The 11,366-nt window shown below is 65.4% G+C and carries 16 protein-coding genes; 9 read left to right on the top strand and 7 right to left on the bottom strand.

The window, feature by feature from the left end; genetic code table 11:
• Window positions 1-118 precede the first annotated feature (118 nt).
• Both Q0818_RS16315 and Q0818_RS16310 read right to left on the bottom strand, forming a co-directional pair.
• Window positions 119-1,459: an ATP-binding protein gene (locus tag Q0818_RS16315; protein WP_298877354.1), complete on the bottom strand. Its 1,341-nt coding sequence runs from the start codon at window positions 1,457-1,459 to the stop codon at window positions 119-121.
• A gap of 85 nt (window positions 1,460-1,544) precedes the next feature.
• Complete coding sequence (locus tag Q0818_RS16310) at window positions 1,545-1,922, bottom strand: ATP-dependent DNA ligase (RefSeq protein WP_298877351.1); 378 nt, start codon at window positions 1,920-1,922, stop codon at window positions 1,545-1,547.
• Between the two features lie 150 nt (window positions 1,923-2,072).
• Here Q0818_RS16310 and Q0818_RS16305 point away from each other — a divergent pair, with 150 nt between their 5' ends.
• Window positions 2,073-2,381 (top strand): hypothetical protein, encoded by a 309-nt coding sequence (locus Q0818_RS16305; RefSeq protein ID WP_298877348.1) that lies wholly within the window; start codon window positions 2,073-2,075, stop codon window positions 2,379-2,381.
• Between the two features lie 36 nt (window positions 2,382-2,417).
• Here Q0818_RS16305 and Q0818_RS16300 read toward each other — a convergent pair whose 3' ends face one another.
• The 4 genes from Q0818_RS16300 to Q0818_RS16285 all read right to left on the bottom strand — a co-directional run bounded on the left by Q0818_RS16300 (window position 2,418) and on the right by Q0818_RS16285 (window position 4,187).
• Window positions 2,418-2,555, bottom strand: coding sequence for a hypothetical protein (locus tag Q0818_RS16300; protein ID WP_298877345.1), 138 nt, complete (start codon window positions 2,553-2,555; stop codon window positions 2,418-2,420).
• A gap of 191 nt (window positions 2,556-2,746) precedes the next feature.
• A complete protein-coding gene (locus tag Q0818_RS16295) occupies window positions 2,747-3,046 on the bottom strand; it encodes a hypothetical protein (protein WP_298877342.1) in 300 nt (99 codons plus the stop codon).
• On the bottom strand, window positions 3,043-3,624 hold the full coding sequence (locus Q0818_RS16290; protein WP_298877339.1) for an Asp23/Gls24 family envelope stress response protein: 582 nt from the start codon (window positions 3,622-3,624) through the stop codon (window positions 3,043-3,045). Before Q0818_RS16290 ends, Q0818_RS16295 begins: the two co-directional genes overlap by 4 nt.
• Complete coding sequence (locus Q0818_RS16285) at window positions 3,621-4,187, bottom strand: sigma-70 family RNA polymerase sigma factor (RefSeq protein ID WP_298877336.1); 567 nt, start codon at window positions 4,185-4,187, stop codon at window positions 3,621-3,623. The genes Q0818_RS16290 and Q0818_RS16285 overlap by 4 nt, the downstream gene beginning before the upstream one ends.
• A 131-nt stretch (window positions 4,188-4,318) precedes the next feature.
• Between Q0818_RS16285 and Q0818_RS16280 the strand changes: the two genes are divergently transcribed.
• The 3 genes from Q0818_RS16280 to Q0818_RS16270 all read left to right on the top strand — a co-directional run bounded on the left by Q0818_RS16280 (window position 4,319) and on the right by Q0818_RS16270 (window position 5,379).
• Complete coding sequence (locus Q0818_RS16280) at window positions 4,319-4,660, top strand: hypothetical protein (RefSeq protein ID WP_183420889.1); 342 nt, start codon at window positions 4,319-4,321, stop codon at window positions 4,658-4,660.
• A 154-nt stretch (window positions 4,661-4,814) separates the two neighbouring features.
• Window positions 4,815-5,129 (top strand): hypothetical protein, encoded by a 315-nt coding sequence (locus tag Q0818_RS16275; RefSeq protein WP_183420888.1) that lies wholly within the window; start codon window positions 4,815-4,817, stop codon window positions 5,127-5,129.
• Window positions 5,130-5,160: 31 nt separating this feature from the next.
• Window positions 5,161-5,379, top strand: a complete 219-nt coding sequence (locus tag Q0818_RS16270; RefSeq protein WP_183420895.1) for a hypothetical protein — start codon at window positions 5,161-5,163, stop codon at window positions 5,377-5,379.
• 586 nt (window positions 5,380-5,965) lie between these two features.
• Here Q0818_RS16270 and Q0818_RS16265 read toward each other — a convergent pair.
• The gene (locus tag Q0818_RS16265; protein WP_298877333.1) at window positions 5,966-6,163 is read right to left on the bottom strand and encodes a hypothetical protein; all 198 of its coding nucleotides are present in this window, start codon (window positions 6,161-6,163) and stop codon (window positions 5,966-5,968) included.
• A 45-nt stretch (window positions 6,164-6,208) separates the two neighbouring features.
• On the opposite strand from Q0818_RS16265, the gene Q0818_RS16260 reads away from it, so the two are divergent.
• From Q0818_RS16260 to Q0818_RS16240, 5 genes are all read left to right on the top strand, one after another.
• Window positions 6,209-6,760 carry a hypothetical protein gene (locus Q0818_RS16260; RefSeq protein WP_108317194.1) on the top strand — a complete coding sequence of 184 codons (552 nt, stop codon included), beginning with the start codon at window positions 6,209-6,211 and terminating at the stop codon, window positions 6,758-6,760.
• A complete protein-coding gene (locus Q0818_RS16255; protein WP_183420886.1) occupies window positions 6,757-7,371 on the top strand; it encodes an RES family NAD+ phosphorylase in 615 nt (204 codons plus the stop codon). The genes Q0818_RS16260 and Q0818_RS16255 overlap by 4 nt, the downstream gene beginning before the upstream one ends.
• A 198-nt stretch (window positions 7,372-7,569) precedes the next feature.
• A complete protein-coding gene (locus tag Q0818_RS16250) occupies window positions 7,570-8,109 on the top strand; it encodes a hypothetical protein (RefSeq protein WP_183420885.1) in 540 nt (179 codons plus the stop codon).
• Window positions 8,110-8,376: 267 nt separating this feature from the next.
• Entirely contained in the window at window positions 8,377-8,682 is a 306-nt protein-coding gene (locus Q0818_RS16245; protein ID WP_298877325.1) for a hypothetical protein, read from the top strand.
• Between the two features lie 540 nt (window positions 8,683-9,222).
• Complete coding sequence (locus Q0818_RS16240) at window positions 9,223-11,178, top strand: hypothetical protein (RefSeq protein WP_298877322.1); 1,956 nt, start codon at window positions 9,223-9,225, stop codon at window positions 11,176-11,178.
• Window positions 11,179-11,366 lie beyond the last annotated feature (188 nt).

The following is an 11,366-nucleotide window of genomic DNA, read 5'->3' as shown; positions in this document are numbered from 1 at the left end:
CATCTGTGATGACATCTCGCGACACGCTTCAAGGATCGCCCCGCCCCTGCGGAACAGGATTTAGCAACGCGCCCTAGATGACCGGACGAGATGACGCGCCATCGCAGTTCGTCGGCGGTCACAGTTCCATGGAGGGCCAGTCGCTCGTGAGAAATGCCTCGATCGCGCGGTGGCGGAAGGTATACACCTTTCCGCGCCCAATGATCCCGCGGACCCTGTCGAGACGCTGAGAGGGGGTGCCGGCGTCGGTGGGCTTGGCGAAACCTGCCTTTGCCGCTATCTGGCCCTGGCTGCGCTCTCTCGGGGGCAGCTCTGCCATTGCGCTGATGAACTCTCGTTCGCGCTGGGGGAGCCGCTCGAGAATCCGTTCGACGTGGGAGATGGCTTCTTGTTCCGCCTGACGCCAACCGGTGAGAACCTCATCGCGGGTGATTACATTCCCGGCCCCCGCGTACCACGCACGCTGGCCCGCAAGCTGGAACAAGAACGGTTCCCCACGGCATACATCGACGATGGCTTCCGCGGCGTCCGGCGCCAACCTTACGGCGAGGATGGCCCCATCCTCGGATGGCGTCTCCCATCCAGTGACGACGAGCGGCCGCAGGGCGCTTCGCAGGTCATTGTCGTTGATGGGTTCCAACGTGGTGGTAGCGAACCGGCGCGCGAAGGTTGCGCCTTTGCGCGCCCCGGATCTGTCGTCGAACTCGGGCAGGCCCGTCAGATATATGGCGATAGGGAGAGACCGGATGATGGTCCCCACCGCGGGCACCGTAACCTCCACTTCCCGGGTGATCGCGTCGCCTACCGCGATCAACACCTGCGACAACAGCTTCTCGTCGGTGATGTTCTGCACCTCATCGATATGGATGAGGACGACGTGGTTCTGCCGAATTGCAGCGTGGCCAATCTCCACCAGCAGCTCCGTCAGGGCTGTGTGCGGCTCGACCCCTTCGCGATCACGTAGTCCCAAAGAGACCCCACTCGCGGCGACCGTCTGGACCCGCTCGAGCAAGTTCGAAATGCGGTTCTCGCGTGCGGCGGGCAACCCTGCCCGCTCCGCCAGCTTCAACACCTCGGCAGCGATTCGCTTCAGCGGATCGGTACCCAACGCGAGACGAATCTGCGGGGTAACCCAATCACCCGTCCGCTCCGCCTGCATCGCAATTCGCCGAACCAGCGATGATTTACCCAGCCCCGGCTCCCCGAGCACTGTTCGACCGCGCTCAAACAGGCCCGCTTGAAGACGCGGACGAAGCACATCGCGCCAATCACTGAGCTGCTCTGTTCGCCCAGCCCATATCTCGGGAACCACGTCGGACCCTGGCTGGAAGGGATTGTGGACCGCTGTGCGCATGTTGGTAAATTTAACACGAAGGCCACGGCGATCTCGGGGCCCGGCCTGAAGTGATCCAGCGAGGCCCGATACCGAACCGCCGGGACCGGTCTCGTCGGCACTCATGACCCCACGATCGTGCGCTCCGTCGGTGCCACGACTGTCCACCTCAGGTTGCTGTGGCGGTCAGGTCATGGCGTGGATGGTCGGTTCAGTCGCTGGCTGTGGGGGGAGCGTTAGTGGGGACTTCCTTGAACGTCATCGGTTCGCCGTGCGACTCGGGGATGTATTCGCCCTGAGGTTCGGGAACGATGTAGAGCCCTCGTCCCGAGTTGGCCGTGTGGTTGAGTGCGTGCAGCCATGCGGGGTTGAGACGCGGGGTGCGGCCGCCGCTGTACTTGAAGATGAGAGATGCGTGGGGGTGGATGTAGACGGTGGTGCGCCCGCCGCCCGTGCTCATGTCGTCTTTCCAGGTGAACGTGAAGCTTTCGCCTCGCCGCGTCTTGGCCATGATGACGGCCTGAAGGTGGGCGAGTAGGCGGTCTTCGAAGGTGATCGACGTGTTCGACTCGTAGGTGAACTTGCCCATGGCTTCTCCTGATCGCGACTGGATTGGCGGCCTCTGAGGGGATTCTATGAGGGGCCGCGACAGGGTCGAGTGTCGCGCAGTGTGCGTCGTGCGCCTTGCCTATGGCAACGGGGGTTGTAGGACGTCTAGGCGGGTCTTACCGTCGGCCGCATGGGGGAAAGCATCGAGAGAGTACAACTGACCGTCGGTGACGCGACCTACCCCCTCGCTCCCTTGGAAGCCGTCAAAGAGATTGAGGCGCAGGTTCTCGGCGCAACACGCGCCGGAGGTGGCTTCTTGCGGGTCACGACAGACGGCGGTCAGCGACTCAGCATCTTCGTCACGCTCACGACGTCGATAGTGATTGCCTCGAACACGGTCATGCTGGAGGGGGCAGAGGCTGACGGGGACGCGTCAACACGTCATGCGCAGCCGCCTGATGGATTTGGCGAGGGCGACGCTCCGTATGACTACATCTAGCGACGCCGCGGCTCACCGCATCCCATGCTTAAGCGCTCAACCGTTGAAGAAGACCCTGTCGATGCTGGCGCCGACGAGAAGCAGGGAAGTCGTGACGGCGAAGCCAGCGCAGCTGATGGGTATGAGCGCGATCCGGTCGGGCACGGGCCGGCGGGTAATGAGCGGCATCTCCATGTGGCTAGCAAACTGACATAATATATACTATCGGTATGATCCCACATTCACTATCGGTAAGATCCCACTCCGTCACTTGAGCCTGGGGGAGTGGGGTTCGGTTGTTCTCCGGCTGCTATAGGTGCGTGCCGTTGTCCTCGCCCTCGCCCGTCAATGGCCGCGCAAAGCTTGAGCCGTTGACGCTTGCGCGCTCAGACAATACGAGCGATCTGGACCTGAACTGTCGCGTCGGCGTCTGCGTCCGCGAGAAGCGCCTCAGCTACGCGAGTAGCGGTGAGATGCGCGGGGTGCTCGCCGTCGACGGTCAGCCTAAGTGAGATGTTCGGCAACTGCTTCTCGTTGAAGTTGTCAGAGCGCAGATTAGAGACCATTGCCTCGGCGACGCGCGTGATGAGCGGCTGTGTGGGGTCCGGGGCGTCGATGGCGCTGACGACGCCGGGAGTTGCTGCGGCGACTTCGCGCGGGGTTGGACGGCTGTGGGTGTCGGTCACGGAGCCCTCAAGACGTGGATATCGGTGACGGTAATGTTCACGATCACCTCGGAGTGGCCGGTGTGTTTCTGCACTGTCGAGGCAATGATGCGGCGGAGTTGCTCGGTAGCACTGTGGATGTTTGCGCCCGAGGCCACGCTCGCGGTGCTGTTTACAATGACCGGTGCGTTCGGCTTGGAGAAGTCACCGTCGATGTCGCACTTGCCGAGGATGACGTCGTCGAGCTGGTCGCTGACGGTGCGCAGATGAGACAGCAGGGCGTTCTCGGTGACGAATATCTGCACGCGCGGGTCTGGGTGGGGGAGCGGGTACGTTCGTCCGGCGACGATCTCCGCCTCGATACCCGAGAGGAGCTGGTCGATCCAGCTGTCGGTAACCGGCTCGAGTTCTCGTGCCTCGTGCTCCATGAGCCGTTGGGACAGGTGCGACACGCGCTCGAGGGCTTCGACGACGTTGGCGCACTCTGGGCATGTTTCGATGTCGGGGTCGCGTGGGGTGCGGTTCTCGGCGACGTAGTCGGCGAGTTCCTCGATCGTCTTTCCGCAGTCGAGGCGGACGGTGTGTGCGATGTCGGTCACCTCCAGGCCTCCATTCGGATCACGATGTTTGCTCTCGCGCGAGCGAGCTTCCCACGTACGGCGCTGGCGGGAATCTCCATCAGTTCGCCGATCTCTGCGTAATCTAAGCCGCCGGCCTCCCGCAAAAGCCAGGCTTGCCTCTGATCCGTCGGTAGTTGATCCAGAGCCAGCGCTAGGGCGCGAAGCTGTGCGTTGCGGACAGCCTGTGTCTCCGGCTGCCCTGCGGTTGCGGGTGCCGCCTCGGAGACGGCGAGCTCGAGGTCAGCGGGGCGCTTGCGTAGCAGCGCGTATGCCTGTCGCGTGCAGATGCGGACGAGCCAGGCGCGGACCGCGGAGCCGTCGCGGAGGTTCGCCATCTCTCGCCACGCGATGACGAAGGAATCTTGCACGACGTCGTCCGCCTCGGTCGCGCTTCCCACGATGCGGGTGATGAGCACGCGCAGGAGGGGCGAGTGACGGCGCACCAGAACAGCAAAGGCCGCGGTGTCACCGGCGACGCATCGAGCCACGAGGGTCTCGTCTGCGGAGGCCAGCAACGCTGCGCTGACGCGGTCTGAGGTCACCGCCCAACTTTGTCACACCTTTTTTGTGACGATATGGCTGGTGGCGTGCTCTTACTTGTAGAGCAACCCAGATTGCTCCCGCGGCACGGCCGCAACCTTGACGCGACCTCTACTGCACCAGAAGGACTTCAATGGGCCAGCTGTTCTACGGCACTGACCACCAGCCCCTCCACATGGACGACCGGCTTCTCAACTACCTGCAGGTCGTCATCGCGACCAAGATGCGGCGTGGGGAATCGTTCACGATGACCTGGACCCCCGCGGCTGGGGCGGACACCGGCCGCGTCACCCTGTGGCTGCAGCCAGCGATCCAAATGCGCTTCTCTTATGACACAGTCGAGCCGCACCGCCTCAACCCTCTCTACCTCAAGTTCCTCGCCAACCAGGCGAACTCCTCCGGAGGTGTCATGCTGAGCGCCACGCACTGGGAAGAGCAGGAGCGAGCGCACGGCGAAATGGCCACCAAGCGATGACCCCTCCCCACCGCCGCCCGTCGTCGACCGCCCGGTCACGCCACACGAAACCTCGCCCGGTTCCTAGCCGACCACCCCTGGGATCGACTTGGGCCGGGACGGCCGAGAAGGCACCAAGTCTCACTCAGCGACCGGCTGGCTCAGGGTTCGTCTCGTGAGCACTTCAGACGCAGACGCCGCGAAGACGGCGAAGGACCACACGAACCGCGCGACCGACGCGTTGCGACGCGACAACGGGTCCTGCACGGGTCAGGGTGACAATCGCGGGGCAGCGGAGAAAGTGGGCGACACAGTCTCGCTGGCTGTCGACGCCACGTCAGAGCCAGCGACAAACGCCATCGACATAGTGCTCGCAGCAACCACGCGAGCAGGCATCACCATCCGCCGAAACCTGCGACGGACCATCCTCACCACCGGGGCAGTCGCTCTTGCAATCGCTGCCGCGATGGCGCTCCTCCGGCGCCGTTGAGATCCCGCACCACCAACAAGGAACAAGACTCATGACCTCCAACACCAGCGACTCATCCCAGCTCTCCTCCAACCCTGACGCCTTCGAAGGGGCTGGCGTCGAGGTGCCCACCTCAGAAAGCGGCACTGAGAAGTCTGGCGGCCTCGGCAGCGACGGCACCATCCCGCCCCACCCGAACGGAATCGCCGCAGGACACTCCGACACCGCCTCTAATTTCAACCCCGAAGAGGACGAGGACGCGGACGTCTGATCGCACGGTCAGGCCCCACGGGAACGATGCGGCCGACTTGGACGTCAATTCTCTGCATCATTCTGTGGTCCGCAGTTATCGTCTTCGGGGTCCTCGGCGTCGCACTACTCGCGGCCAGGGCGTTCGTCGGTGTGGCTGCGGTCCTCTTTGCTCTCATCCTCATACCACCCGCCCACGTCACAACTCGACGAATGGAAGAGGTTTTATGTGAGTAGTAGGCCCGGAGAGTCTTTGAATGACGGGCTCGATGTTCGCAAACTGACATAACGTAGATTACCGGCGTTTGCTCGGTACCGTCTTGCCGCAAAAACTGCCGGGTGTGAGCGGTCCTCACGGTCCGACGCCACCGCGCATGTGGGTACGCATGAGTATCGACCAGACGACGTTTTCCCGCACTCGGCAGTCCTACGAGCTCGTGCGGATCATCACGGTCAACGAGCCGGTGTCCGTGCTGCGCGTTACCGTCCGGGTAGACGCCTAAGCTGAGCAGTCGCGCGCCCTCGTCGAGCGGTTCAACGGAACGCGCTGGAGCGAGGTGGTGACGCGACCCGGCTCTGCTTTTCACAACGCGATGCCGTCTTACGCCTCACGTGATGACGACACCCACCGGCATGCCGCCCGCGAGATCGCCGAGCCGCTCATCGACCTCGCCGCCCGGATCATCGCGGAGGCACAGCGTCTGACCGCGGCGCTCCCGACGCTTGCCGGTGGTCGCTTCTCCCCCTCCGTTGGGTGTCATGGTGTACCGGCACTCGCCTATTGGGGTGGTAGACATGGTCGACATACACGCGCATACTTGAGTGGTAGACATGGTACACATGGAGGAACGATGACTACTCTCGCACCCGAAGACCCGCAGCGGCGACAGGAAGAGCAGGCCGCGAACCTGCTGAAGGACCTGTTCGGCAGCAAGATCGACGCGCTCGTGCGCGGCGGCGTGAAGGTCAGCGTGATCACCAAGCCCGAGACCGTCATCCAGGACATTGTCGACCGCCTCGGTGTGACGAAGAGCCCCTGGGCAGACATCGTCGGTCCCTGCTACACCAGCGGCAGCCTCCAGCGCGAGCTCGGCGTCGAACGCGGCGCGGTTTCTCGTGCCGTGAAGGAGTTTCGCGCACTCCGGCTCCCGACCGCCGATGGCCGCAACCTCTACCCCGCCTTCCAGGTCCGCAACCGACAGCTCGTGCCGGGCTTGAAAGAGGTGCTCACCGTGTTGCAGTCCGGCATCGACGACCCCTGGACGTGGGCGCAGTGGCTCAACACTCCCCTGGCGGACGAGAACGGCGAGGACCAGCCGCGCGCCATCGACCTCCTCGCCAACGGGGATCTGGAGACCGTGCTCGTCGAGGCGCGCCACGACGCAGCGGCCTGGGCCGCGTGACCGCCTCGCAGAGCGCCCCGCCGGCCGGGGTAGTCCTCAGCGCGTTTCCGGAGGCCACCCTGGCCGCGGGCGCTCCGATGTACCGCTCCCACGGAACAGCGCACGGAGCCTGGTACTACGACAATGGCGTGGAGGGGCGGTTCAACCTGCACGGCGCCCGTGGGACCTGCTGCACCGCACTAAGCGTGGACACGGCGGTGCGAGAGAGGATCCGTGGTCGAGTGTCGCGGAAAGGCGTGGTGTCGCGCGCCCTCGCTGACTCCTTCGTCGTCTCCGTCGTCAGCGCGCCCACCGAACACCGATGCGCTGCGGTGAACGACGTCGCCGCAGCCGAGCACGGCATCGTGCGCGAGCTGACGACCATGTCGGACTACTCGATCCCGCAAGCGTGGGCGCAGGCGTTCGAGGACGCAGGCTACGACGGCGTCCTCTATGGCTCGGCATTCACCACGGGAAGCCCCGACGCCTACGCGCTCTTCGGCGACGCCGGCGCACCGAGCGCACATGCCGGGCACACCGCGACTCGCCATCTGAGCGGCGAAGACGCGTGCCGGGCGCTCGGCTGGACCGTCGCGAACACCCCGGTCACCGGAGGTATGAACATCGTCTGACGGGGTGCGGCCCGACACTCGCTGCGGCGCCGCCATACCGGCATTCGGATGGGTGCGAGCTGGTATCCGCGGGTATTTGGTGAGGTTCGACCCGACGTTGAAGGTTGGAAGCTACTCCCCTGTCGCGGCATACTGAGTTGACAAAGTTGACACCCCCGCTCCAGCGTACGGGTTGACGGAGTTGACGGGGAGGGTTCGGTGTCGAGCGACCAAGACGAACACCAACGGGAGAACGCGGCCACCGACGAGCTCCTCGAGGCTATACGCGCCCGGCTCGAGCGCCTCATTCGCGACGGGGCGAAGGTCAGCGCGCTGGGCTCCCCCGACACCGTAGCCGCCGACATCGTCGCCCGCCTCGGCCTCGTCAAGAACCCATGGGCGGACATTGTCGGCCCGTGCTACTCGAGCGGTGGGCTTCAGAAAGAGCTCGGCGTCGGGCGTGCCGCCCTCTCCAAAGCCGTCCGTGAGCGCCGCGCCCTCCGCCTCGACACTTCCGACCAGCGCACGCTCTACCCCGCCTTCCAGGTGCGCAACGGCGCGCTGGTGCCGGGTCTGAGCGAAGTATTGCCCATCCTCGGGGAGGGCGTCGACGACCCGTGGACATGGGCGCAGTGGCTCAACACGCCCCTCCGCGGCGGGGACGGAGTGGAGCGGCGACACATCGACCGCCTCGCCGCTGGAGAAGTCGCCGGCGTTGTAGCGGCCGCGAGGCGTGACGCCGCGTCGTGGGGCTCGTAAGCGGCGGACGGAACTGAGCGCAACGCGGGCGCGCCCGGCCGGCGGCGGCGTTAACGCAACGCGGGCGGAGTGCGAGAGGGTGACAGGAGCGCCCCCGCTCCCCCGGCGGGCTGCGCTTGCGGATTTCGGCGCCAATGGTCCCCTCGTGGCAATGCCACGACCCCCGGCATATAGCCCTCAAGCGGGCAGATTTCCTAGGCACCTACGTTTCGACACGCCGAACGGCAATCGTAGGTGCCTAAGAAATCACGGGGCATGCTTGGACACATGGGACGACCAAGCAAAGGCGAACGTGACCAGATCACGGCGAAGCCCGCTAAGCCACTCGGCATGGTCATTCGCGCGAACGCGGACCTGCTGCACATGAGCTACGGCGACTACCTCGTTCATCTCGCGGCGCACCAGCTCGGTATGCCCGAGCTTGCACCCCAGCCCGGAGTGACCGGCGACATGCTCGAAGAGCTGCTCGTCGAACCATTCCCCCAAGTCGATCAGGTCGCGCCGGTGTCGCCGCTCGCCCTGGTACGCCCATCCTCGAGGGAGCTGCCGACGCAGACGCAGATCGCCAGCTAACGAAAAGGAGCCCCGTCAGACGACGGGGCCCCTCGATGTAGTTCGCCAGACCTTAGCGACCAAACCAGAGTCTGGAACCCACCCGAGCTTCCTCAGGAGGTGCTCTCATGCTAACCGAAACCCCGCGCGGCGGGGTGGATTCGCGTACCAACGTCGGCGTGTCACGCGAACATCCCCTCAGCATGGCCCGGTCGAGCATCACTCCCGGCCCCTCACAGGCGACTCCGGCGGATCGAGGCCACATGCCTCTCCCCCACCGCGCTACGGCGTGCACCCAGACCGGTCTCACCAATGGGGCCCGCACTTTCGGCTCGGCGTCCCGCCGGCCGTCCCCCACCGTGATGGAAGGAGCTCGTCATGTGACGCGCCCGTAAATGACATCAGGCCCTCCGCGCTATTGGCGTAGCGCGTGGGCCTGGAGTCAAGAGCTTCACTTACTCCAACCGAAGGTTTGGCGACTGGGAGTCGGAGAGAGCAGGTATTCGATTGCAACCCCTTGGCGAGGGGCGTTTGTCGTACCTCCGAGGAGGTGATGTCGCCATGGTAATCCCCATCCGGGGGCGCGCACGAGCATTGACGCTCGTCGACCCCACCGGCGTGTCGCCCTACTCCCTTGACGAGGTGTGGGCGATTACCCGCCGCCTCTCCCCCAGGGATGACGTCCGCGCGGCTGCCCGAGCCGCCAGCGGCGAGGTACTAAACGCCTACGACAAGCTCTGGCCCCTCAACGAGGCGCCGCCGTCGACGACGTGGGCGATGTTCCTGGCCGACGATGACCTTCGCTTCCGTTACCTCTGCTTCGACTTCGATGCATCCGTCGGGGACGCCGCGAGCGATGCAGACCGTTTCACGTACTGGCTCGAGCAGCTCAATGTCCCCCATCTGCTGTGCCTGTCCGGTCCTACCGGCGGACGCCACGTCTGGGTCCACCTCGACGTGCCCGCTGACGCTGACGCCGTCCGCGACATCGCCTACCTGACCAGGAGCCTGTTCCCCTCTCTTGACCTCGCGCCGCTGACGAACCCCAAAGCGGGCTGCGTCCGCCCGCCCTACGCTCCCCACCGCGCCGGTGGGCACTCGGCGCCGGTGGGTGACCTGGCTGCGATTACCGACCACGCGGCCGACGAAGACGTCCCCGGCCAGCTGCATGCGCTGCTTGTCGACCTCGGCGCGGAATTGCCCACCCCGTCCACCGAGGACCTGCACAACGTCGTCCGTGATGATGCCGGAAGGCCCCGGATCCGCGGCCGCCGTCGGCCCCTGTCGATGGCCATGGACCTGGTGCTGCACAGCGAAGCCGGTCCCGACGCGTCGCACACGCTGGTGCGGATCCTCGCGGCCGCCGCACACGCCCGCTGGAGCTATCAGGACCTTCGCGAGCAGGTACACAGTTCCCTGGGCCTCGAACACGCCCGCACGCGGCGCGTCGGTGCCACACGCCAGCGGCGGAGCGAACACCAGATCGACAAGGTGCTGACCGCTGCATGGGAGTACGCCGTCCGCTTCGTAGCCGCTCACCCACTCAGCGCTTCGGGCGACGATGAGGATTACCGCCAGCGCACCGCGAGCGTTGCCGCCGCCGTGCAACGCGCCCTCACACGCGCTGACGCCCTCCCCGGTATGTGGGCGACACACAACAGTCGGGTCGAAGGCTCCCACGCGCAGCGCGTCGTCCTGGACGCCATCTGCCTGTACATGCTGCAGAGCTCCCAGCACACCGTCGAAGCCGACGTACGCCGGCTCAGCGCCGACACCGGCTACGGGCGCACCACCGTCTCCCGTGCCCTCCGCGCCCTTACCGGGGAAGACGGCGCAGGCGGCTGGCTCGCCGTCGTGACGGAGGCCGAAGGAGTGCACGCAAAGCGCTACCGACTCGACACCCGGTTTTCCACAGAGGAGTCAGTACAAGAGCGGACACAAGCGCATATGCGCGCCATCGCCAACGCCGTCCCGCTCTCCCAAGCCCTCATCAGAGAGATCAGCACCCGGCTGGAACTGTTCGCACACGACGTCTTCACCGCACCCCGCAGCATGGGCAGGAACGCGGGACTGATCTACAAGCACACGCCGGCAGAGGGCAGCGCCACCTTCGCCGAGCTCGTCCATCGAACAGGGCTGGATGCCGACGTCGTCCGACGCCGCGTCGACGATTTGAGCGCGTCGGGTCTAATCGAGAGGACCCCTGGAGGATGGCGACGCCTCTCCCCCACCGCTCGTGACTTCGTCGCCCGCGGACGCGGTGTTGACGGCTACCTGGAGCAGCGTCGCGCCAGATACGACGAGGAACGCCTTGTGTGGGCATGGTGGCGTGCTGAGGTTACCTGGATGGAACGACGCGCGAAACACCGGAGAGGGAAGAAGTCCTACTCAAATGAGTCCGACCGGCCCGACTATGCTGCGTACCCCCGAGGGCCCACCAAGCGACGAGACCACAGGAAGGCTCGTGAGCTGGTCCGTGCCGGCTACCTCGAGCAGGGACTAGCCCTGGCGGCCTGATACGACGAAGGACCGGTTGGAGTCGTGGCCGCGGTGGACTGTTGCCGTGCTGCAGATTCCGTAGGTGGGCTCGATTGACAGAGCCAAGTCGAGGCCTCAGGCCGCCCCCTCGAACGTCTCAGGCGCTGCGATGGTCTGGGATGCGGCGAGGTCGGTCCTGAGCGCCAGGTAGGAGTTCTCCCCGAGGC

This window comes from uncultured Microbacterium sp., assembly GCF_947489255.1.
GTDB classification, from domain to species: Bacteria; Actinomycetota; Actinomycetes; order Actinomycetales; family Microbacteriaceae; genus Microbacterium; species Microbacterium phycohabitans.
Note: the sequence above shows the minus strand (reverse complement) of the source record. Positions and strands in the feature narration are given on the sequence as shown.